The following is a 23,503-nucleotide window of genomic DNA, read 5'->3' as shown; positions in this document are numbered from 1 at the left end:
TAATCAGGCTGCCTTAGCCGTTTTTTTCTGCCACAACAGCAGCAGCGGACTGGCAACAAAAATAGAGGAGTAAGTACCTACCAGAACCCCGACAAGCATGGCGAAGGCAAAGTTATGAATGACCCCGCCGCCCAGAACAAACAACGACAGAACAACCAACAAGGTTGTGCCTGAGGTGATAATGGTACGGGAAAGGGTTTCATTGATGCTGCGATTGAGAATGAAGGTGAAACTTTCCTTGTTATGTTTACCGAGGTTTTCACGAATCCGGTCATAGACAATGATCGTATCATTCAGGGAATAGCCGATAATGGCAAGAAAAGCCGCAATAATGGGCAGATCAATTTCCTTGGCAAAGAGACTGAACATCCCCAGGGTAATCACCACATCGTGAACCAGAGCAATAATAGCACCAACCGCAAAACGAAACTCAAAACGCCATGAGATGTAGGCCAGAATCCCCAGCATGGCATAAAAAATAGCCCACATCCCCTTGTTACGTAAATCCTTGCCGACCTGGGGACCAACCATTTCCACCCGGCGCACCTCAACCTGTCCGGCTCCGTATGATTGTTCGAGGCTTTCTGTAATCAGCATCGAAATGCCCTGTAATTCGCCAGTAGAACGCTCAACACGAATCAAAAATTCATTAGTGTCTTCGCCAAAACGCTGGACAACAGGAACTCCCAGATCAACATCGGCAAGAGCAGCGTTGATTTCTGCAGCATGGGTCTGGCGTTCAAACTGGACCTGAACCAGGGTCCCTCCGGCAAAATCGATCCCGTAATGAGGGCCGCCGTGGCGAACCAACGAAGCAAAACCGGCCAGGATAAGCACCAGCGATATAATGAGCGCAAACTTGCGTTTGCCGATAAAATCAATATTAATACCCGGCTTAATGAGTTGCATGCCGTCTTTCTCCTTATATACTCAACCGCTTAACATTGCGGTTTTTCAAGTAAAAATCAAAGATGAAACGGGAGACAAAGATCGCGGTAAACAACGAAGCAATAATCCCGATCGAGAGAGTAACGGCAAATCCACGCACTGGCCCGGTACCAAACTGGAATAATACAAGAGCGGCCAGCAGAGTCGTCAGGTTGGCGTCAATAATGGTTGAAAAGGCTTTGCTATAACCTGACTCTATGGCCAGTTTGGGCGCTCGCCCCAGCGCCAATTCTTCGCGGATGCGCTCAAAAATAAGGACATTGGCATCAACCGCCATACCAACCGTCAGGACAATCCCGGCTAAGCCGGGCAGGGTCAGGGTCGCACCGAACATCGACAACATGCCGGCGATGAAAAACAGGTTCATCAGCAGGGCACTGATGGCAACTAAACCGGACAGCTGGTAATAGACGACAATAACCACCAGAACCATCAGGGCGCCGACCCAGATCGACTGGATTCCGCTATCAATCGAATCCTGTCCCAAAGAGGGCCCGACGGTACGATTTTCAAGTATTTCAACCGGTGCCGGCAAGGAGCCGGCCCGCAAAACAATGGCCAGATCGGTCGCCTGCTGCGAGGTAAAAGAGCCCGAAATCTGGGCACTGCCCCCGGCAATCCGCTCACGGATCACCGGCGCGGAGTAAACCGTGTCATCAAGGACAATGGCCATGCGGCGGCCTACGTTGGCAGCGGTGATCTGATCAAAACGACGTGCTCCGACAGCGTTAAAATCGATCGAGACGTAGGGTTCGTTAAAACGAGAATCAATACGGACATTGGCATCGGCCAGCAAATCGCCGGTAAGAACCGTCTGTCTAGACACGACCAGGGGAATTTCCGTCTCCACTCCGGTAGCACGATTAGTGCTTCGCTCGTACAGTAGTTCACTGCCTTCCGGCACTCGTCCAGCCAGTGCCTCTTGAATATTGGCGGTTTCATCGACCATTTTGAATTCGAGCCGCGCGGTTTTGCCCAGTAGGGAGATAGCGCGATCCGGATCCGCGACCCCCGGCAGCTGGATCAGAATCCGATTGCCGGTCTGACGCTGCAAAGTCGGCTCGCTGACGCCAAACTGGTCAACTCGATTACGCATAGTTTCCAGCGCCTGACGAACCGCATAGTCCCTGATGTTTTCAATCTCATCATCACTCAAACGAAAATGCTTTTCGATGTAACCGCCTGCGCCGGTAATAGTCGCCGGCTCAAGGGCAGGAAATTCGCTCTTCATCAGAGCCTCAACCTTACGCCCTTCATCTTCATCGTAGACCTGGACAACCAGTCGATCACCCTGTCTGCGCTCTATCCGTTTGTAGATGATATCCTCTTCTTTCAAACGGATATCAGTCTGGTCGATGATCGTATCAACGCGGCTCTCAACGGCCTTGTCGACATCGACGCCAAGCACCAGATGCATCCCTCCCTGCAGATCCAGTCCAAGCTGTATCGGCCCGAAAGTTTCCGGCCACCATGACGGCACATTACCGCGCAGCAGCGTCGGGACAAGTGCGAACAGCGACAGAAGCAGGCAGAACAAAACCACCAGGCCGCGGGTCTTAAGACTATTAGACATCTGTGTCGTATCTCCCTTGAGCAATGACAACGTGAATACTTTCCATCTTATCCATCTGAATGTCACAATGGATACGCAACTCGTTTTTTAGTTGCGGCACCGAGTTACTGCCGTACCTCAGTAATAGAGCCACGATTCAGTTTGATTTTCACCCCATTAGCAACTTCAAGGGTAACGACCGCGTCTTCTACGGCAGTAATCTTGCCATGGATACCACCGGCAGTGACCACAGATTCTCCAGATTTCAAATTGGAGATCAGTTCACGGTGCTGCTTGGCGCGTTTTTGCTGCGGACGAATGAGCAGAAAATAAAAGATGGCAAACATAGCCACCAGCATAATGATGCCGGAGTATGGGTTGCCTTGCTGGGAGGCGCCTTCAGCCATTGCGTAAGCATTTGAAATCATGTTGTTCTCCTTGTTTTTTGTTGGACAGATAGCAATCTTTGTTTAAAATACAGATGCGGGATCAGTCATCAGGAAAGATCCCGTCGGGCATAAAATGAACGCCGGTAATCGGCAAAACACCCGGCAGCGACGGCATCACGTATCTCACCCATCAGTTGCAGGTAATAATGCAGATTATGATGGGTATTAAGTACCGCTGCGAGCACCTCGTTACTGCGATAGAGATGACTCAAATAGGCCCGGCTGTAGTTCCGGCAGACGTAACAGTCACAATCAGGGTCCAGCGGCCCGGCATCGTCACGGTAACGCGCCTGCTTAATGATAATCTTGCCAAAGCGGGTAAAAAGAAACCCATTGCGGGCGTTGCGGGTCGGCATGACACAGTCAAACAGATCACAGCCCCGCGCCACCCCTTCAATCAGGTTTTCCGGGGTACCGACCCCCATCACATAGCGGGGTGCGTCAGCCGGCAGCAAGGGCAGGCTGAACTCCATCATGTCATACATCAACGCTGTTTCTTCGCCAACCGACAGGCCCCCTAAAGCGTAACCCTCAAAACCAATATCACGTAACTGCGCGGCACTGCGTTGCCGCAGTTCCTTGTCCATTCCACCCTGAACGATGCCGAAAAGTGCGGCGGCAGACCCAGGAGGAACTACGTCACGGCAACGTTTCGCCCAGCGCGCCGAACGTTCGGTGGAAGCCAGGACATATGAGCGCTCAGCCGGATGCGGGATACATTCATCAAACACCATGATGATATCGGAACCCAGGGCCAGCTGAATTTCCATCGACAATTCCGGCGTCAACTGGTGACGACTGCCATCCAGATGGGACTGAAACTGAACCCCTTCTTCGGTGATTTTACGCAGATCACCAAGGCTGAACACCTGAAAGCCGCCGCTATCCGTGAGGATCGGCCGATCCCAGTTCATAAAACGATGCAAGCCGCCGAGTTGTTCCACCAGATGATGACCGGGGCGCAGATAAAGATGATAGGTGTTGGCCAGAATAATCTGCGCACCTATCTCTTTGAGCGTCTCCGGCAACATCCCTTTGACCGTTCCTTGCGTGCCGACGGGCATGAAGATCGGAGTCTCGATGGTACCACGCGCAGTCTGAATCCGCCCGCGTCGGGCCTGGGTTGCCTGATCCTGTGCCAGCAGGTCAAAACGAAAATCAGCTGTCATCTTGCTGTCGCCACCATCATAAGATCAGCATACAATCGCCGTAACTGAAAAAGCGGTATTTTTCACCAACAGCTTGATCATAGGCACGCAGCATCAGTTCCCGTCCGGCAAAAGCACTGACCAGCATCAACAGCGTTGATTTGGGCAGATGAAAATTGGTGATCAGGGCATCGACAATCTTGAACCTATAGCCGGGAATAATAAAAATGTCGCTGTCCCCATCCCCGGCCTTGAGCAACCCTTCTTCACCGGCTGCCGTTTCAAGCGCCCTGGTAACGGTGGTTCCTACCGCAAAAACTCGTCCACCGCAGGCACGTGCCTGATTGATGGTTTGCGCCGTTGCCACCGGAATGGAATAATATTCCGCGTGCATCTTATGGTGGCGAACATCCTCAACCCTGACCGGCAAAAAGGTTCCCGGACCGACATGCAGGGTGAGATGACAGATCTCTACCCCTTTGGCACGTATCTGCTCGAGAATCTCCGACGTAAAATGCAGCCCTGCAGTCGGAGCGGCAACGGCGCCTTTTTCCCGAGCGAAAACAGTCTGATATCTTGAACGGTCGGTCAAGGTATCAGCCCGCTTGATATAAGGAGGCAGAGGCAGATGCCCAATCTCATCAATGATCTGCCAGAAATCTCCCTGACCATCAAAACGGATGTGCCGCAGGGAGTCATCGCCGGCCTGTAACACCTCGGCTGACAGCCGTTTATCAAAGATCAGCCGGGTACCGGCAGCCAGCGGCTTGGAGCTTCTGGTCATGCATAACCAGTCTTCCCCGCCAGCCGGCTCCGGACACTTGCGTACCAGCAGCACCTCAACCTGGCCGCCACTTATTTTGTTTGCGAACAAACGCGCCGGAATAACCTGGGTATCATTAACAACCAGCACATCTCCGGGGCAAAAACTATCAACAATATCAATAAATTGTCGAGAAGTAATGGAACCGGTCCGGCGCTCGACAGATAACAGCCGGGAAGCATCGCGGCGGGCAGCGGGTGCCTGGGCGATCAACTCCTCCGGCAGGGTAAAATCAAAATCAGATAACCACATCAAACCAATCCAGAATCGTTCAAATAGCGGCTAAGAAAATCATAGTTGATCCCTGTTGTCAATTGCTTTCGCCGAGTCGACACGACTTCCGAGCGCTGTTTTTTGCTGCAGCAGTAAAGACATGAAACATAACTCTCTGCGACATTTAAGTGTCAAACCATAGTCAGGGGCAACCGACGGTTCTGCCATGATGGTTCTGTGCTATTGCCCTCCTTCGTATAACACCTGCCATTGATTCTGTTGCTTTACCAGGTACAGACGTTTTCGCATATCGCCGTTAAAATTATTGGAACGATAGTGCTGAACAAAATTGGCAACAATCATCGCCGGCTCGTTGTCCTGACGGGGATACTCGTACAGCGACAGGTCACTTACGGCGATCTGCTGATAGGTTTTTGATGAAAACACCTGCTGCTTATAACGGCTCCAGCTATGATAATCGTGCCCGGCTGACCAGAAATCATCTGCATACAGGTTAAGATACCCCTGCAGATCGCCCTCTTCCCACTGGTGGCGCCACTCTTCGATAAAATCCTTAACGTCCTGATTCTGTCTTTGCCAGTCGCCAGGGGGTAGCCACTCCAGCCCTTCAGTGATGACCACCGGAGTCCGGCCAATCTGAACATATTCACGAATGTGTTCAAACTCTTCGTTGGTTAACACGACACAGCCCTCACTATCCAGCGGAGGACGGCTGAAGAGTGAGCGATCGGTTCCGTGCAGCCAGATACCAAATCCGCTTTTATTACGGCGACGGTCGTATTCGTTGGGATAATTAATGGGAAAGGCACCACTACCATACATGGGGGGGAGTTTTTCCGGGTCGATATAGCTGGTCACAAAATAGGTTCCAGTGGGGGTTTTAAGGTCCCCTTCGATCATTTTGTCTCCCACCTGTTGTCCGAGAACAATATAGAAATCATCGACAAGCCGTGGCGGCACCCCCTCTCCCTGATTACGGAACACATAAAGGCGGTTTTTACTTTTATCAATCACCAGGGCATAGGGAGTTTTCTCTCCCAGCGATACCAATGCACGAGGGCTCTGATGGTCATCCATTCGCGACAAGTAGCCGTGCAGACGGGCCCGCGCTTCACTGCGTAATTCATCCAGGCGCTGATGATAATCTTGACCCTCGAACTGTGGTACCGCCCCACCGATGGTCTTAAGCGGGGTAAAGCGTGCCAGCAACAAGTCGCCAAGGACCAGGTGGGCAAGTTCAAAGCGGGGGGCCTGGCGGGTCAGCAGCTCGATCCGGGAGATCGACTGGTCAATATGACCATGGTGAAACAGCAGTAGTCCTTGCAACAGCAAGGATTCATAGTGATTGTCTGAGTCGTCAAAACGCCCCTGCAGCCGTTCAAACAGTCCTGCCGGCGGCGCAACAGATAAGGACCCGGGTGTGGTAGCAGCAACACCCGCGAGCGGCAGTGGCTGAACAACCTCAGAAGAGGGTTGTGGCCACAGGGCAACAACCCGTACCACAGTAGCGACAATCAGCAGGACAAAAAACAGAGCAGTAACAGCGATTCTGATCATCGATACATCAGCTCCAGGGCACGCTCGCGCTCAATTGCCCAGCTGCTACCCTGCCGCCGCAGCTCAAACAGCTTGCGGGTACGATCAGAATAGCGTTCACTATGATAATCCTGAATGACCTCGAGCTGGACAAAGCTCTCAGTTTCACGGCGCAAATCGACCTCTCCCAGCGTCACCAGAATTTCTTCGGGCTGCCCTAACCGCTGACGTCGTTGTCTGATCCATTCTTCATAGTCGAGACCACCTGCGGGCTCAAACTCGTCACTGTAAAATGCCAGATATCCCTCGATATCCTGCGCTGACCAGGTGGCAGCCCAGCGCTGAAGAAAGCGGACAGGGTCTTCCGGCAAAGAAACGACCGCAGCGGCGGCAACATCACCAGGGACAACTTCCTCGCCGGCTGGACCTGGTTGTGGTTCAACGACAGGAATGGGACTATCTGCGGCCTTTTGACTTAGAATAACGGTTGATTCTGCCATAGCCGTGTCGACTTGATCAGCGCCAGCAGGAACGCCGGCGGGGACAGAAGTTCTATCCATCGATTCTTCGGGCCGGGACTTCGCAGACAGGGGGACAACAGATTCAGCCTCTGTCTGGGTGGCACCCCCTTCATTAGAGGCCGCTATGACCGGGACGCTGTCAGGATCAACTCCTGATGGCATGGAAGCAACCCCCTGGTTGGTGAAAAAATTCAACTGTAATGGCATATGCTGCTCATAATCAAACTGCAAGGCACGTCCGTAAGAACCCCGAGCGATCTCAGCATAAACCGACCCCAGATTGCGATAAATTGTTGCCGTTTGGGCATCGAGGACAATCGCCTGTTCCAGCCATTCTCGAGCGGATTCTATATCACCCCGGGCGGCAGCGACAGCTGCCAGGTTATTATGAATCTGGGGATGATCAGGAAAATTTTCCAGCAAACGCTTCAGGTCACGCTGGGCTCCCTCCAGATCACCCTCAAGCCACAACCGGGTACTGTTCGTATAGTCAGGGGGCACGGCTTCAACCGCAAACACAGGTGGAGGCGGCGCGTCACTGGACCGAGCAAGAAAAAAGTCAAAAAACAGGGCACCCAGACAGAAACCGACAACCAGGCCAACCAACATGAAAAAAAACCGACGCGGTGACGATATCTTCGATGGCGGTGACGCAGAGAAGGACAGAGAGAGCTCTTCTTCTGCCTGGCTTTGTGTCGTTGCAGCATCATCAGTCGTTTTGGCTTCGATAGCGCGCAACTGATCCTCAATGCGGGCCACCATTGCCATCGCATCCTGCTCGTCCAGCTGAATCCTGGTTTCTTCATCAGACGCAGGTGGCAAGGCATCAATACGAGCGGGAATCTGATCCAGCGCCTCAAGGCTGAGCAGTTCCTCACATTGTGACCTGACCTGGGCAAGAGACAAGCGTTCTGACGCCGGCTTTACCGTCATCCCCTTTAACAGTTCGGCACAAAATACCAGGGGGGCGGGCAACTCAGGAAAGCCGTCATTCAGATGCTGCATCCCGACCGTAAAGGCATCACTGCCCAAAAAAGGTGGGCGCCCGGTCAACAATGCATAAAACAAACAGCCGAGGCTATAAATATCTGATGCTGTTCCAGGAGGCTCACCACGTATCTGTTCAGGACTGGCATACTCTGCTTCAACCGCCGTGCGATAATCAAACACTACCAGGGAAGCCAGAGAAAAATCGGCTAGGTAGGGCTGACCGTTGTCCAGATAAAGGCTATGGGGCGACAGGGCCCCATGAAAAAGTTGCTGCCGGTGAGCCGGTTCGAGCAACGTGGTGAGAGTGTGGATCAGCTCCAGTGACGACCGTACCGAATGTTCGGCGCTCAAGGTCTTCTGCAGCGGCTCTCCTGGCGGCAGCGGGTACAGGCAAAACAGTGCGCTTTCATATTCGACGGCCCTGACCGGCACACCCACGGCAGGAATTTTTAACCCGCACAGGGTTTCCATCTGATGATGAAAGGCCTGACGCTGCGCACGACTCCAGTCAGGGGCAGTGGTGAACTGGACCAGCTTCTGTTCAACCGACCCGGTCGCAACCAGATACTCCAGATGCGAATCGAACTGCGCCAACAGACGGATCACCGTGCAATCAGCAATTGTTTGTCCCTGATCCAACATGATATCACCTGCTTAAAGAACTGAATTCTTTCGTTTCATCTTGGTCACAGGATCACCGACGCTGCGCCATGAATTACAGCTAAAACGTCACAAATAGCAAAAGTCACATCTCAGGGAAAGGTCGGTACGATTCCCAATCCATGGGTCTCGTTAAACCCATACATCAGATTCATATTATGCAGTGCCTGCCCCGCGGCCCCTTTGACCAGGTTATCAATGACAGAAACGACAATCACCCGCCCGGTGCGTGCATCAACAACCAGACCGATGTCGCAAAAATTGGTACCGCGCACATAGGCAATATTAGGCAATTCGCCTTCCGGCAGAACCCGGACAAAAGGTTCATCAGCATAACGCTGCTGGTAAAAAGCCAGCAACTCAGCTGCTGACTGCCCCTTAAGCAAGGTCGCATAGCAGGTCGAGAGAATGCCGCGGTTCACCGGCAACAGGTGTGGAGTAAAATTGATGCACACCTCGAAACCTGCCACCTGACTCAACTCCTGCTCTATTTCCGGGGTATGGCGGTGATTGCCGACACCATACGCCTTGAAACCATCATTGACCTCGCAAAACAACGAACCTTCCTTAAGACCACGCCCGGCACCGCTGGCACCGGATTTACTGTCGATGATCAAACTGCGGGCATCAACCAATTGTTGTTCCAATAATGGTGCCAGGGCGAGAATGACACTGGTGGGATAACAACCCGGATTGGCGACCAACCGAGCCGTTTTAATCGATTCACGGTAGCGTTCAGGCAAACCATAAATCGCCTCTGAAAAAAGTTCCGGGCTGGTATGGGGTTGATACCAGTGCTCATAGACGGCTTGATCGTTAAGACGGTAGTCGGCAGACAGATCGACAACCCGACAACCAGCTGCAAGGAATCCAGGCACCACAGCCATGGCTGATTGATGAGGGAGCGCGGTAAAAACCAGATCAGCCTTTTTCGCAATCGCAGCAACATCCAGCGGCTCACATACCAGATCACAAAAACCGTTCAGCGATGGGAAGACCTTATTGACTTGGACCCCTTCGTGCTGACGCGAAGTAACTGCACAAATTTCGACCTGGGGATGCCCGACCAGCAAGCGCAGCAACTCAACCCCGGTATAACCGCTGGCACCGGCAACAGCAACTTTTACCATGTCACACTCCATCGACAGGGGAAGGATGAAAAATTACGACAAAGTCAGCATGGCATAACCGTTCTTTCCCTGTTAAGCCAGCACAACGACAACCCGAATCACTTAAACTTGGACCATCTTACGCTATCTAAGGAGCAAACTGCCAGCCTCAGCAAAAAAAGGGAAACCCATAAACGGGCTTCCCTTTTTGTCGGCAATAAAAATAAAAGCAAAAATCTTGATTAACGTTTGGAGAACTGGAAGCTCCGGCGGGCAGCAGCACGACCGTATTTTTTCCGCTCCTTGATGCGACTGTCACGGGTAATAAAACCGGCTTTTTTCAACAGTCCGCGCAGGGCCGGATCAACTTCAAGCAAGGCCTTGGTAATACCATGCTTGATGGCACCAGCCTGACCGGAAATACCGCCGCCAACAACATTGACAGAAACATCGAATTTACCGAGGTTATCGGTCAGCTCCAACGGTTGACGAATAACCATTTTGGATGTTTCGCGACCAAAAAATACATCCAGCGGGCGCTTGTTGACAGTGATAACACCACTACCTGGAGTCAGCCAGACCCGGGCAATAGAGGTTTTTCTTTTACCGGTTGCATAATACTTCTGCTCTGCCATGTTAGCTATTCTCCCTTGATGCGATCTTCAATTCTTTGGGTTGCTGCGCCATGTGGGGATGTTCGCTGCCGGCATAGACCTTCATCTTAGTGAACATCTTGCGTCCGAGTTTGTTTTTCGGCAACATCCCTTTAACCGCGGCCTGAACCAGCATCTCCGGCTTTTTGGCAAGCAGTTTTTCGGCATTGATTTCTCTGATACCACCCGGGTACCCCGTGTGCCGATAATACTTCTTATCGGCCAGCTTATTACCGGTCAACTTGATCTTGTCGGCGTTGAGAACAACGACAAAATCGCCGGTGTCGACACTGGGCGTGTAGATCGGCTTGTGTTTGCCGCGCAAAATACGGGCTATTTCTGTAGCAGCGCGACCCAGAACAACATCTTCCAGATCAACGACATACCAGGCTCTATTGATATCCTGCTCTTTTGCGATTGCAGTACTCATCGCGTTCCTCTCTGAACATCTGACGTATTAAAAGGGTTTTGGGGCTCACAAAGCGGTAAATTTATCCGAGTAAATCACCCCTGTCAAGGTAATTTTCGCCTATCCTTTGTCAAACTGACTGACACATAGCATAATCGACAGACATCAGGCACAGTCCCTGGGGTGGGGCGGTGATGGCCGCAGGGGCGCGGGCAGGATCCTCCAGCATCAACTTCAGGCATTCAACCGGCCGACGACCACGCCCGACTTCGACCAGGGTTCCTACCATCATGCGCACCATGTGGCGCAAAAAACCGCTACCATAGACATCGACGTACAACAGCGCATCCGCTTCGGTCAGGTTGATTGCGTAGATCTCTTTTTGCGTCACTGTGGAACTGCAACCGGCACTGCGAAACGCCACAAAATCATGAACGCCCGTCAGGATTTTGCAGGCCTGCGTCATCAGGTCAAGATCGAGAGAAGCCTTTACCCGCCAACAGGTCCGCCGCTCCAGTGGTGATCGTACCGGGTCACGCAACAAAGTATAGCGGTAATGTTTGCCGGTAGCACAATAGCGTGCGTGGAAGTCATCAGTTACTTTTTCTGCCGCCCGCACCGCTATATCTGCCGGCAGAAATCGATTCAACCCATCGCGCCAGGCGGTCAGGGGCAGCACCCGTTCACTATCAAAATGACAAACCATGCCTCGGGCATGAACCCCGGCATCAGTACGCCCGGATGAATGGACCCGCAGCTGTTGACCGGAGAGCTGTAACAATGCCTGCTCCAGGCAGTGTTGAATCGATATGCCGTTGGGCTGCAACTGCCAGCCGACGTAAGCGCTGCCGTCATAGGCAACAGTCAGCTTGATTCTTTCGGTCATCAACCAGGGCCCTTCTAACCTTAGCCGATGGCGGCGACGATGGCGTCTCCGATGGTTACGGTGTCGACTTTCTTTTCGCCCGGATGCCCCTGATAAATATCGGCAGTACGGTACCCGTCGTTTAAAACCTTTTCTACTGCTGCGTCAATGGCATCTGCCGCATCAATCATAGCAAAGGAATAACGCAACATCATCGACGCCGACAGAATCTGCGCAATTGGATTGGCAATTCCTTTACCGGCAATATCCGGGGCACTGCCACCGGAAGGTTCGTACATGCCGAAAGTCCCCTCAGACAGGGAAGCAGATGGAAGCATCCCCAACGAACCGGTCAGCATGGCCGCTTCATCGGAAATGATATCACCAAACATATTGCCACACAGCATCACATCAAACTGTTTCGGCCAGCGCACCAGCTGCATCGCCGCATTATCAACATACATATGACTCAGCTCGACATCCGGATATTCCTTGCCGATTCGTTCAACCACTTCGCGCCAGACCACCGAGGTAGACAAAACGTTGGCCTTGTCGATGGAGCAGAGTTTCTTGTTACGCTTGCGTGCCGCAGCGAAGGCGACGTGGGAGATACGTTCAACCTCAGCTTCAGAATACTTCATGGTATCAAAACCGGTGCGCGCAGGACCCTCCCCTTCAATCCCTTTGGGCTCAGCGAAATAGATACCACCGGTCAGCTCACGCACGACAAGAAGATCGAAACCACCCTCAATAATTTCCTGCTTCAGACTCGATGCTCCGGTCAGAGCCGGAAAAATGATTGCCGGACGCAGGTTGCAGAAAAGATCGAAAGTTTTACGCAACGGCAGCAGTGCTGCCCGCTCGGGTTGCTCGTTCGGTGGCAATGATTCCCACTTGGGACCACCGACGCTACCAAACAGAATGGCATCGGCAGCCTGGCAGATGGCAACTGTAGTCTCAGGTAGGGCTTTCCCTTCCAAATCAATAGCGGCACCACCGACATTGGCCGGGGTGCGCTCAAAACGAACATCGTATCGCCGCTCAACCGCATCAAGCACCTTCAATGCCTCTGCCATCACTTCAGGGCCGATTCCATCACCCGGCAACACTGCAACCTTAAAATGTTTGGTCATTGTTCATGTCTCCTGATTTTTTCTGCATCAATAAAAAAGCCCTCAGAATTAAGGGCATCGAAGTCGCTGGGACTATAAAAAGGGGGAGAAGATTTGTCAAATTAATTCTCCTGATCCCAAACGACACCAGAGTGCCTGACAAATGCAGGGAATTCATGTTAAAGTGGGCAGCAAAATGATCGAAACAACCCCCTACCTATGACAGGAGCATAACCGTGCACAAACCATTTTTAACAGTGTTGACACTGTTGTTATTGACCGGGATGACGACACTGGCTGCCGCAACAACGCCCACCCTGACGAAAGAAGCCGCTATCGAAGCCCTTAAAGAGATTCAAGGTGAGGTCCTGGCGGTCTCTCCTTCCGACATCCCCGGCCTCTATCTGGTCAGCGTAAAAATGCAGGGTAGGAATATTCCTCTTTATCTTGATGCTACCGGCACCTACATGTTCTCCGGCAACGTCATTGACCTCAAACAACGCCGTAACCTCACGGAGGACCTGTTCCGCCGCCTCAACCCGGTTGATGTGTCAGCGATCCCCCTCGATGACGCCCTGGCTCTTGGCAACCCGCAGGCACAACAGCAGGTGATTGTTTTCACCGATCCCCTTTGCCCCTACTGCAGCCAGTTGCATAAGGTCCTCTACCAGGCCCTTGAAAAAGAGCCTGATCTGCTGTTCCAGATCGTCCTGTTGCCCATGCAACCGAACTCACAGCGCATTTCGCAAACCATTATCTGTAACAAGTCGATGGAGCAGTTAGAGCAAGCCTTTGCCGGCACAGCCCTGCCCGAACCAAACTGCGATACAGACGTCCTGCGCAAAAACCAGGAAATTGCTCAATCGCTGCAGATTACCGGGACCCCGACCCTGATCCTGCCGAATGGTCAGATCCATGCCGGGTATCGTCCTGTTGATGACCTGCTCAAACTGATTAAAGAGAATTCAGCTTCGGCGGCCTATTGATCAACCGGTAACGCGAGTCCTCCAAACCTGTTCAAAAAAAGCCGGCACCTGCTGATGGGGTGTCGGCTTTTTTGGGTGTCAGTGGATTGAATCAACTGCTCCTAATAGCGGGCGTCGGCAAACTCAACCCAGCCGCCGGCAAGGACCAGGGCCTGATCAAAGGGGCTGATATCAAAGTCGTAGTTTAAGGTCTGGCCGGCAGCCGCAGCCGTCATTTTTTGCCCTTTCAGATCAACAGTTACTTCCAGTGGTGCTGTTGTCGCCAGCGCGATCAGGGCATCAATCGCTGCCCGGGGCAGCTCAATCGCCAGCATGCCACAATTAAACATGTTCTGGCGGAAGATGCGCGCATAACTTTGGGCAATGATGGTATAAATACCATTCACTTCGAACACCCAGGGAGCATGCTCACGCGACGATCCGCAGCCGAAATTCTCCCGCGAGATCACCACCCTGGCATTAGCCAACGCCTCGCCATTGGGGTCAAAACCTTCCAGCTTGAGATCCTCCAACAGGTATGGCTTGAGCGCTTCCTTGGTCACTTCGGTCAGGTACTTAGCCGGAATAATCTCATCGGTATTAATATCAGAACGGTCAAGCACAATAGCGCGACCGCCAAATTCTTTCTGCATCAGACAATCTCCTGCCGAGCTAAAGGGTTCTGGCATCAGTAATGACACCGGTCAGGGCTGTCGCGGCGGCGGTGGCCGGACTCATCAGATGAACCATGCCACCTTTCCCCATGCGACCGTTAAAATTACGGTTGCTGGTGGAAGCACAAACCTCTCCTTCGGCCAGCACGCCGTTACTCATGCCCAGACAGGCGCCACAGGTCGGGTTGGTTACGCAGAAACCGGCATCCATGAACACCTGGATAATCCCTTCAGCCAATGCATCATTGAATATTTTCGGGGTCGCAGGCGATACGATTCCGCGCACCGTCTTTGCTATCTGACGGCCACGCAATACCTCGGCGGCCTGCCGCAAATCTTCAATCCGCCCATTGGTACAGGTGCCGATATAAACCTGGTCAACCGGGGTCCCGGCCATTTCGCTCACCGGCTTAACACAGTCAGGCTTGTAACCGTAGGTCACCTGTGGAACGAGGGTCGACACATCGATATCCAGCACCTCGACGTATCGGGCATCCTCATCCGAGCACCACTGACTGAACTCCGCCAGGGCCGCTTCCTTGCTTGAAAACTCACTGTTGATGAAGGGCCAGAGATAGTCGACCGTCACCTGATCGGGCATGCAGACCCCGGAGGTACCTCCGGCCTCGATCGCCATATTGCACAGGGTCATGCGCCCTTCCATGCTCATCTGGTCAACCACGGCACCACGGAACTCAATAACTTTATCCGTTGCCCCATTAACCCCCAGACGGGAGATGACGTAAAGGATAACATCCTTGGCAAAAACTCCGTTTGGCAGGACGCCGTCAAGATTGACTCGAATCGTTGCCGGTTCCCGAAAAGCACAGACCCCTTTGAGGATTCCCACTTCGAGATCAGTGGTACCGACTCCCGCGGCAAAGGCACCAAAGGCACCGTGGGTACAGGTGTGGCTGTCCCCCATGATGACGGTATGGCCCGGATGGATGAAGCCTTTTTCCGGAAAGAGGGCATGACAGACGCCATTGTGACCGACATCAAAAAAATCAGGAATGTCATGGCGCCGCGCCCAATCGCGCAACATTTTAGCCTGGGTTGCGGTCTTGCTGTCCTTGGCCGGGGTGACGTGATCAATAACCGCTTTGATCCGGGTTCGATCAAACACGCGATCCTTATCACGCCAGACCAGATCAGCAATAGCGACTGGTGTCGTAATTTCGTGACAGAGAACCCGATCAATATTGAGCACCTTGGTGCCCGGAAACGGCTCGTCACGCAAGTGACTGTCAAATATTTTTTCTGCTAAGGTCTTGCCCATGTACACTCCTGTTCCATTAGTGGTCACCCCACCCTAAAGGGCGGGGTGAGTCCTTTTCGTGTGGCCGGCTATTTTATTCAGTGCATTCAAATAAGCTTTGGCACTGGCAACAATGATGTCCGGATGTGCCCCTTGGCCCAGCACCTCACGCCCATCTTCGGACTGTAGACGCACAGTACATTCGCCTTGAGCATCAGTACCGCCGGTAATGGCCCCGACAGAGAAGCTTAACAGCGGTGCATTACTTTTGGTCAATTTCTTGATCGCCTTGAAGGTTGCATCGACCGGCCCATCACCCATGACCGCCGTCTTTTTCGGCTTGCCATTAATCACCAGTTCAACCGTTGCCGTTGGTGCTGCAAAAGAGCCGGAGCTGACATTCATCTGCTGCAACACAAAGGTCTCAGGTACGCGCAACACCTCATCGGCAATAATGGCATCAAGATCCTCGTCAAAGATCTCCTTCTTCATGTCCGCCAGGGTCTTAAAGCGCACAAACGCTTTTTCGATTTCTTCTCGGGTCAGGTCATGTCCCAACTGCTTGAGGCGATCGATAAAGGCGTGACGGCCGGAGTGTTTGCCGAGCACCAGTTTGTTCTGAGTCAAACCAACTGATTCCGGCGTCATGATTTCATAAGTCGTTTTTTCCATTAACACCCCATGCTGATGAATACCGGCCTCGTGGGCAAAAGCATTAGCACCGACAATCGCCTTGTTAGGCTGGACCAGGATACCGGTAATATTCGACAACAGCTTACTGGTCGGAGTGATATGCTCGGTAATCACATCCGTCTCAAAGGGGAGAATATCCTGGCGGGTTTTCAGAGTCATGACGACCTCTTCCAGCGAACAGTTACCGGCCCGCTCACCGATTCCATTGATGGTACACTCGACCTGACGTGCGCCGGCCTGCACCGCCGCAAGGGAATTAGCAACGGCCAGGCCGAGGTCGTTATGGCAGTGAACCGAAATAATGGCTTTATCAATATTGCTGACATGTTCCTTTAAATAGTGAATGATTTCTGAATATTCTGAAGGGATAGTGTAACCAACCGTATCAGGAATATTCACAGTGGTCGCTCCGGCTTCAATCACCGCCTTGATCACCTTGGCGAGAAACGGCAGGCGGGTACGTACAGCGTCTTCTGCCGAAAATTCAACATTGGGCGTATAGCCGGCCGCACGCTTGACGGCAGCCACGGCAGTATCAAGAACCTGCTGCTCACTCATCTTCAGCTTGTACTGCATGTGAATATCACTGGTCGCAATAAAGGTGTGGATCCGCCCGCGTTCACCGGCGTATTTGAGGGCGTCCCAGGCGCGATCAATATCCATATTATTAGACCGTGACAGTCCGGCAACCTGGGCCGTTTTAACCGTCTGTGCCACCTTTTTTACCGCCTCAAAGTCACCATCTGAAGCAATCGGAAACCCCGCCTCCATGACATCAACATTAAGCCGTTCGAGTTGTTGGGCAATCCGGATCTTTTCTTCAATGTTCATGCTCGCGCCGGGAGACTGTTCGCCATCGCGCAAGGTGGTATCGAAAATAATAATTCTATCTGCCTGTGCCATTGCTCACTCCTTGTCAGTATCGATCCTGCAGAGATCTGCGGGACGGTTCATTAATGTTTTATTTTGTTCAGGAAATCTGATCAACACAAGCTCACCCAGGTCCGATTCCACCCCCGAACCACCCCCTTTTCGATGAAAAATCAGGCATAAAAAAACTCTCCCCCCCGTAACCAACAGGGGCGAGAGCCTCAAAAGCTTCGCGGTACCACCCTGATTCATCTGTCGCTGTTGCCGGACAGACCTTGTTTTCCCCTTTACGCAGGGTCACGGCAAAGACTACTGATCATTCATCTCTGCAGCTCCAAGGCGAGTTCAGCGTTTTTCCGTACCGGTTCTCAGCACCACCGGCTCTCACGAACGGATGCGACGCCTACTACTCCTCTTCATCGCTTTTGCCATAACATCTATCGTCAGATTCAACCTAAAAGCGTTAATCAAGTCAAGAAGTTTTATAATCACGTTCTGATTTTCTCATTTTTTCCCCTGAGACAATCAAGAGTCAACCGCAGGAGGAGGATCCTGGTGTGGCTTGTTACGACGGGAATAATAATAAACGACCGGCCCCGAGACAAGATAGACCATGCCGATCAAGAACAGCATGACTTCTGGTTTGGCAATAATCACGATCAACAGCATGATCGACAAAACCAGCATCCGAAAGGGCTGACGTTTGAAGAGTTCCGGATCCTTGAAGGAGATATAGGGAACATTGCTGACCATAAGAAATGCCAGGACAAATACCAACAGCACCATCGACACCATACGGATGGTACCGGTTCCACCAAGCTGATAAAACAACAGGACGCAGGTTGCTACGATACAGGCGGCGGCCGGAATCGGCAAACCAACAAAGCGCCGCGATTCAACCGTGGTCACCTGGACATTAAAGCGGGCCAGCCGCAAGGCCCCGCAGATAACAAAAAGAAACGCTGCCAGCCAGCCCAACTTGCCATAAGGACGCAGTGCCCAGTCGTAAAGCAGAACCGCCGGAGCAACACCGAAAGAGATCACATCGGCGAGGGAATCAAGCTCAACGCCAAACTTACTGGTCGTACCGGTCAGGCGTGCAACCTTACCATCCAGGCCATCAAAAATAGCGGCCAGCAGAATAAACCAGGCAGCACGACTGTAATTACCGTCAATCGTCGAGATGATGACATAGAAGCCGGCAAAGATCCCTGCTGCAGTGATCAGGTTCGGCAGCAGATAAACACCTTTGCGTAGATTCTCACGCTTTTCGTTCCGCAACTTTTCGTCTACCATTAGTTAAAACGTCCCACAATGGTTTCTCCTGCGACCGTTCGCTCACCCAGGGTAATACTGACATCAATCCGACTGGGCAGATAGAGATCCACCCGTGAACCAAAACGGATCAGCCCATAGCGGGCACCGCGCTCAAGTATATCACCGATGACCGGATAAGTTATAATCCGCCGGGCAATCAAACCGGCAATCTGGACAAAAAGAATATTGGGGCCGGCACCGGTTTCGAGCAGAATCCCGGACTGCTCGTTGCTTTCACTGGCCTTGTCGTAGGAAGCGTTGACGAATTCTCCTTTATTGTAAAACATATCAACAACCTTGCCGGCACAGGGCGCCCGATTAATATGGACATCAAACACCGACATAAAAATACTGACCTTGGTGACACGGGCATTGAAGAACCGCTCTTCATCAACCTCCCCGACAAAAATCACCTTGCCATCGGCAGGAGCCACAAGAACCCCCTCTTCCACTGGAACGACCCGCACCGGATCTCTAAAAAAATACGCGGTAAAAAGGGTCAGGAACAACAGGATCAGGGTGACAAAGGTCCAACCCAACAAGGCAAAGACGAGGGTCACAAAGCCAAACAGGACAATAAAAGGATACCCTTCACGAGCAATAAACTGGTCTGCTTTATACATAATACTCCCTGTAAAGAACGGTTTTTAGTTACTATCAGCCACTAACACCCTTGGCACCACGGCCAATAACAACCGGCCCGGAGCGCACCACCTCCTTGATTCCCATGGGGCGCAACAATTCCAATATACCATTAATCTTGGCGGGCGCGCCGGTAATTTCAATGGTATAGGTTTTGGGCGTAACGTCAATGACCTTGGCGCGAAAGATATCAACGATCCGTAACGCTTCGGCACGGGTATCAGCCTCTGTCGCGACCTTAATCAGTGCCAACTCTCTGGCGATAAAATCTTTACTAGTAAAATCGACAACCTTGATGGTTGAAATCAGTTTGTTCAGTTGCTTGGTAATCTGTTCGAGGACCCGATCGTCACCCGTAGTGACAATTGTCATCCGTGAGGTATTGGGTTCCAGGGTCGGGGCAACAGAAAGGCTTTCGATGTTAAATCCCCGCCCGGAAAAAAGCCCCGACACGCGTGAAAGCACTCCAAATTCATTCTCAACCAGCACAGAAATTGTATGTCTCATCCTCGTTTACTCTCCTCAGAGGCATTGAACCCATTTCATCAATAATCCATCAGGAAGCCAGTACCATTTCGTGGATCGCCTTACCGGCCGGTACCATCGGTAGCACATTTTCTTCACGTGATATCTTGAAGTTCATCAGCACCGGACCCGGGGTAGCGAAAGCTTTCCGGATAACCGTTTCTACCTCATCAACCTGAGTGGCATTAAATCCGACCGCGCCATAAGCTTCCGCCAGCTTAACAAAATCGATCGGCAGTTCCATAACGGTTTGACTGTAACGCTTGTTGAAAAACATCTGCTGCCACTGGCGCACCATCCCCAGATAATTATTATTCAAAATGACAATCTTCACCGGCAACTGGTACTGCACCAGGGTCGCCAGCTCCTGTGAATTCATCTGAAATGATCCATCACCGGAAATATCAATCACCTGCCGCTCGGGGAAGGCAACCTGGGCCCCTAACGCTGCCGGTAGGCCGAACCCCATGGTTCCGAGGCCACCGGAAGTCAAAAAGGTCCGGGGCTGGGTGAAACTGAAGAACTGCGCGGTCCACATCTGGTGCTGACCGACTTCGGTGGTAATGATCGCATCGTCTTGGGAAAGTTCCCGCAACGTCTGAATCACGTACTGTGGCTTGATCACCGTATCGGAGGGCTGATAAGCCATGGGGTGGCGTTCCTGCCATGTCGCAATGTGTGCTTGCCACGCGCGCAGCTGCTCACGGAACACCCCGAGGTGTTCGGTCTTCTGGTCAAGGGAATCGTTCAACTTGCTCAAAACATCGAGCAAATCGCCCACAATCGGCAGATCAACAGCAACGTTTTTCTTGATCGAGGTGGGATCAACATCGACATGGATAATTTTTGCCTTTTCGGCAAAACTGTCGATACGGCCGGTGACCCGATCATCAAAACGTGAGCCGATAGCAATCAGCAGGTCACACTCGGTCACCGCCATGTTGGCACAGAAGGTTCCATGCATACCCAGCATCCCGAGAGCCAATGGATGGCGCTGGGGAAAGGCCGACATCGCCATCAGGGTAGTGGCAACCGGGATCCGGGTTAATTCTGCCAACGCCAGCAGCTCGGCATTTGCTCCGGACAGGTTAATACCACCGCCGACATACAGAACGGGACGGCGCGCTGCCAGGATCATTTCTGCGGCTTTTTCAATCTGCCGGAGATTCCCTGAATAGGTGGGCTTATAGCCACGTAGCTCAACCGTATCAGGATAGGTGAAATCATGGGTAGCAACCTGAATATCCTTGGGAAGATCAATCAATACCGGCCCGGGACGGCCGGTGCGGGCGATGTAAAAAGCTTCCTTCACGGTTCGGGCAAGGTCACGGATATTCTTGACGAGAAAATTGTGTTTGGTGCAGGGGCGGGTAATCCCGCAAATATCCGCTTCCTGAAAAGCATCATTGCCGATCAGCGGAGTGGGGACCTGACCGGTGACAATAACCATGGGGATGGAGTCCATGTAGGCGGTGGCAATTCCGGTCACGGTATTGGTCGCGCCGGGCCCACTGGTGGCAATGACAACACCGACCCGCCCGGTACAACGGGCATAACCGTCAGCGGCATGTACCGCTGCCTGCTCATGCCGGGTAAGAATATGATGAATCGATGAGTCATAGAGATCATCGTAAATATTGATGACCGCACCACCGGGATAGCCAAAAATGGTATCCACGCCCTCACATTTTAACGACTCGAGCAAAATTTGCGACCCGGTCAGATTCATTTTATTCTCTCCTCGATGTGACTTCAGTAAGCATAAAATATACTCATAAAAACAGCGTATCAGCTGTCAACCACCTTTAGTCGGCGTTACATACGGCGCCGGTTGACGCGTTGGTAACGACTTTCGCATAACGTGCCAGCCAGCCGGTCTTGATCTTGGGTTCCGGCGCCCGCCATGCGCTGCGACGCTGCTCCAGTTCAGCTGGTGCGACCTTGAGTTCGAGCGAACGGGCAGGGATATCCAGCGCAATGGTATCGCCATCGCGCACCAGCGCGATCGGCCCTCCCTGGGCCGCCTCGGGCGAGATATGACCGATGCAAGGGCCCCGGGTGCCACCGGAAAAACGTCCGTCAGTAATCAGCGCGACGCTGTCTCCCAGCCCTAATCCCATCAGGGTTGCGGTTGGAGCAAGCATTTCTCGCATCCCCGGTCCACCTTTAGGCCCTTCATAACGAATCACGACCACATCACCGGCGACAATCTCACCAGCCAGCAATGCCGCCATGGCATCTTCCTCTGAATTGTAGCAGCGGGCGCGACCACTGAATGTCATCATTTTTTCCGACACCCCGGATTGCTTGACAATTGCTCCTTGCGGCGCCAGGTTGCCTTTTAAGACCGCCAACCCTCCCTCCGGACGAATCGGCGACGATACAGGGCGCACGACATCTTCATCAACTTCTGCCACCGAAGCAATCAACTGGGCAATGCTCGGTCCCAGCAGGGTGGGATTGTCAATGATCTGGTCGCGTAACTGGTAGAGTACCGCCAGAACCCCGCCGGCAGTATCGAGGTCCTCCATAAAGTTCGGCCCGCCGGGATTCATGTGCGCCAATTGCGGCGTAGTTTTACCCAGCTCGTCAAACAATTCCAGGGGCAAGGGAATTTTGGCCTCGTGAGCAATAGCCAGCAGATGCAGAACCGTATTACTCGAGCCACCGAGGGCCAGGTCGACCCGGATCGCATTTTCAAAGGCGGCGCGGGTAAGGATCTGGCGCGGAGTAATCTGATCGCGCACCAGCCCGACAATGCGCTCGCCTGAGGCAAACGCAATTCGCCGCTTCAACGATGATACGGCACTGGCCGTACCACAGCGGGGCAAACTCATGCCGAGGGTTTCAGTCAGCACCGCCATAGTATTGGCGGTAAACATCCCCTGACAGGAACCGGCTGTCGGGCAGGCACTCTCTTCACACTCAAACAGCTGTTTTTCATCAATCACTCCAGCCTTGTATTGCCCCATCGCCTCAAAGGTATCAGTGACGAAGGAAAACCGCCGGCCGTTGCGACCGGTGCCGGTCAGGGAGGGCCCGGCAGTGACCACGATACAGGGGATATCGAGGCGCGCCGCAGCCATCAGCATCCCCGGCGTGATTTTGTCGCAGTTGGTCAGCAGGACCAGACCATCGAGACGATGGGCTTCGGCGATCGACTCAACCATATCAGCAATCAATTCCCGCGTCGGCAAGGAATAATGCATCCCTTTGTGTCCCATGGCAATGCCATCACAGACACCGGGAATCCCGAAGATAAAGGAATAGCCGCCCCCCGTATGAACGCCCTTTTCAATGAAACGCTCCAGGTCACGCATCCCGGTATGGCCGGGAATCAGATCGGTAAAGGAGGAAGCGATTCCGATGAAAGGACGATCCATCTGATCATTAGGCACACCGGTACTTTTCAACAATGCACGGTGGGGGGTGCGTTCAAACCCCTTGGTAATGGCATCACTTCTTTTGGTCATTTTTTTACCTGTCTTATGGTTAAGAGCGAAAGATGAGAAATGAAATTTGTAAATAGCTTCCCCTCAAATACAGCAAA

The 23,503-nt window shown here is 52.6% G+C and carries 21 protein-coding genes and 1 other annotated feature; of the genes, 1 reads left to right on the top strand and 20 read right to left on the bottom strand.

The window, feature by feature from the left end; all coding sequences use genetic code 11:
• Positions 1-3 precede the first annotated feature (3 nt).
• The 12 genes from secF to leuB form a co-directional block, all read right to left on the bottom strand.
• A complete protein-coding gene (gene secF / locus ICT70_RS09825) occupies positions 4-909 on the bottom strand; it encodes a protein translocase subunit SecF (RefSeq protein WP_191156067.1) in 906 nt (301 codons plus the stop codon).
• 13 nt (positions 910-922) lie between these two features.
• Positions 923-2,521 (bottom strand): protein translocase subunit SecD, encoded by a 1,599-nt coding sequence (gene secD, locus ICT70_RS09820; RefSeq protein ID WP_191156065.1) that lies wholly within the window; start codon positions 2,519-2,521, stop codon positions 923-925.
• A gap of 104 nt (positions 2,522-2,625) precedes the next feature.
• The gene (gene yajC / locus ICT70_RS09815) at positions 2,626-2,928 is read right to left on the bottom strand and encodes a preprotein translocase subunit YajC (RefSeq protein WP_191156063.1); all 303 of its coding nucleotides are present in this window, start codon (positions 2,926-2,928) and stop codon (positions 2,626-2,628) included.
• A gap of 68 nt (positions 2,929-2,996) precedes the next feature.
• Positions 2,997-4,118: a tRNA guanosine(34) transglycosylase Tgt gene (gene tgt, locus ICT70_RS09810; protein ID WP_191156061.1), complete on the bottom strand. Its 1,122-nt coding sequence runs from the start codon at positions 4,116-4,118 to the stop codon at positions 2,997-2,999.
• 16 nt (positions 4,119-4,134) lie between these two features.
• Positions 4,135-5,172, bottom strand: coding sequence for a tRNA preQ1(34) S-adenosylmethionine ribosyltransferase-isomerase QueA (gene queA, locus ICT70_RS09805; protein WP_191156059.1), 1,038 nt, complete (start codon positions 5,170-5,172; stop codon positions 4,135-4,137).
• A 201-nt stretch (positions 5,173-5,373) separates the two neighbouring features.
• Positions 5,374-6,711 carry a L,D-transpeptidase family protein gene (locus ICT70_RS09800; protein ID WP_191156057.1) on the bottom strand — a complete coding sequence of 446 codons (1,338 nt, stop codon included), beginning with the start codon at positions 6,709-6,711 and terminating at the stop codon, positions 5,374-5,376.
• Positions 6,708-8,843 carry a protein kinase domain-containing protein gene (locus ICT70_RS09795; RefSeq protein ID WP_191156055.1) on the bottom strand — a complete coding sequence of 712 codons (2,136 nt, stop codon included), beginning with the start codon at positions 8,841-8,843 and terminating at the stop codon, positions 6,708-6,710. Before ICT70_RS09795 ends, ICT70_RS09800 begins: the two co-directional genes overlap by 4 nt.
• A 110-nt stretch (positions 8,844-8,953) precedes the next feature.
• Positions 8,954-9,991: an N-acetyl-gamma-glutamyl-phosphate reductase gene (gene argC / locus ICT70_RS09790; RefSeq protein ID WP_191156053.1), complete on the bottom strand. Its 1,038-nt coding sequence runs from the start codon at positions 9,989-9,991 to the stop codon at positions 8,954-8,956.
• A 221-nt stretch (positions 9,992-10,212) separates the two neighbouring features.
• Positions 10,213-10,605, bottom strand: coding sequence for a 30S ribosomal protein S9 (rpsI, locus tag ICT70_RS09785; RefSeq protein WP_191156051.1), 393 nt, complete (start codon positions 10,603-10,605; stop codon positions 10,213-10,215).
• 1 nt (position 10,606) lies between these two features.
• Entirely contained in the window at positions 10,607-11,053 is a 447-nt protein-coding gene (gene rplM / locus ICT70_RS09780) for a 50S ribosomal protein L13 (protein WP_191156049.1), read from the bottom strand.
• A gap of 109 nt (positions 11,054-11,162) precedes the next feature.
• Positions 11,163-11,918 carry a tRNA pseudouridine(38-40) synthase TruA gene (truA, locus tag ICT70_RS09775; protein ID WP_191156047.1) on the bottom strand — a complete coding sequence of 252 codons (756 nt, stop codon included), beginning with the start codon at positions 11,916-11,918 and terminating at the stop codon, positions 11,163-11,165.
• A 20-nt stretch (positions 11,919-11,938) separates the two neighbouring features.
• The gene (leuB, locus tag ICT70_RS09770) at positions 11,939-13,030 is read right to left on the bottom strand and encodes a 3-isopropylmalate dehydrogenase (protein WP_191156045.1); all 1,092 of its coding nucleotides are present in this window, start codon (positions 13,028-13,030) and stop codon (positions 11,939-11,941) included.
• A gap of 215 nt (positions 13,031-13,245) precedes the next feature.
• On the opposite strand from leuB, the gene ICT70_RS09765 reads away from it, so the two are divergent.
• Entirely contained in the window at positions 13,246-13,995 is a 750-nt protein-coding gene (locus ICT70_RS09765) for a thioredoxin fold domain-containing protein (protein ID WP_191156044.1), read from the top strand.
• 101 nt (positions 13,996-14,096) lie between these two features.
• Here ICT70_RS09765 and leuD read toward each other — a convergent pair whose 3' ends face one another.
• From leuD to ilvD, 8 genes are all read right to left on the bottom strand, one after another.
• A complete protein-coding gene (leuD, locus tag ICT70_RS09760) occupies positions 14,097-14,627 on the bottom strand; it encodes a 3-isopropylmalate dehydratase small subunit (RefSeq protein ID WP_191156042.1) in 531 nt (176 codons plus the stop codon).
• A 19-nt stretch (positions 14,628-14,646) separates the two neighbouring features.
• Positions 14,647-15,927: a 3-isopropylmalate dehydratase large subunit gene (locus tag ICT70_RS09755; protein ID WP_191156040.1), complete on the bottom strand. Its 1,281-nt coding sequence runs from the start codon at positions 15,925-15,927 to the stop codon at positions 14,647-14,649.
• Positions 15,928-15,960: 33 nt separating this feature from the next.
• The gene (locus tag ICT70_RS09750) at positions 15,961-17,502 is read right to left on the bottom strand and encodes a 2-isopropylmalate synthase (RefSeq protein ID WP_191156038.1); all 1,542 of its coding nucleotides are present in this window, start codon (positions 17,500-17,502) and stop codon (positions 15,961-15,963) included.
• A 172-nt stretch (positions 17,503-17,674) separates the two neighbouring features.
• Positions 17,675-17,898, bottom strand: a binding site (T-box leader).
• A 96-nt stretch (positions 17,899-17,994) separates the two neighbouring features.
• A complete protein-coding gene (gene pssA, locus ICT70_RS09745; protein WP_191156036.1) occupies positions 17,995-18,765 on the bottom strand; it encodes a CDP-diacylglycerol--serine O-phosphatidyltransferase in 771 nt (256 codons plus the stop codon).
• The gene (locus tag ICT70_RS09740) at positions 18,765-19,409 is read right to left on the bottom strand and encodes a phosphatidylserine decarboxylase family protein (RefSeq protein WP_191156034.1); all 645 of its coding nucleotides are present in this window, start codon (positions 19,407-19,409) and stop codon (positions 18,765-18,767) included. Before ICT70_RS09740 ends, pssA begins: the two co-directional genes overlap by 1 nt.
• A 34-nt stretch (positions 19,410-19,443) precedes the next feature.
• Entirely contained in the window at positions 19,444-19,935 is a 492-nt protein-coding gene (ilvN, locus tag ICT70_RS09735) for an acetolactate synthase small subunit (RefSeq protein ID WP_191156031.1), read from the bottom strand.
• Between the two features lie 49 nt (positions 19,936-19,984).
• Positions 19,985-21,682 (bottom strand): biosynthetic-type acetolactate synthase large subunit, encoded by a 1,698-nt coding sequence (ilvB, locus tag ICT70_RS09730; protein ID WP_191156022.1) that lies wholly within the window; start codon positions 21,680-21,682, stop codon positions 19,985-19,987.
• 76 nt (positions 21,683-21,758) lie between these two features.
• A complete protein-coding gene (gene ilvD / locus ICT70_RS09725) occupies positions 21,759-23,426 on the bottom strand; it encodes a dihydroxy-acid dehydratase (protein ID WP_191156020.1) in 1,668 nt (555 codons plus the stop codon).
• Positions 23,427-23,503 lie beyond the last annotated feature (77 nt).

It is taken from the genome of Pelovirga terrestris (assembly GCF_014773365.1).
Taxonomy (GTDB): Bacteria; Desulfobacterota; Desulfuromonadia; order Desulfuromonadales; family Geopsychrobacteraceae; genus Pelovirga; species Pelovirga terrestris.
Note: the sequence above shows the minus strand (reverse complement) of the source record. Positions and strands in the feature narration are given on the sequence as shown.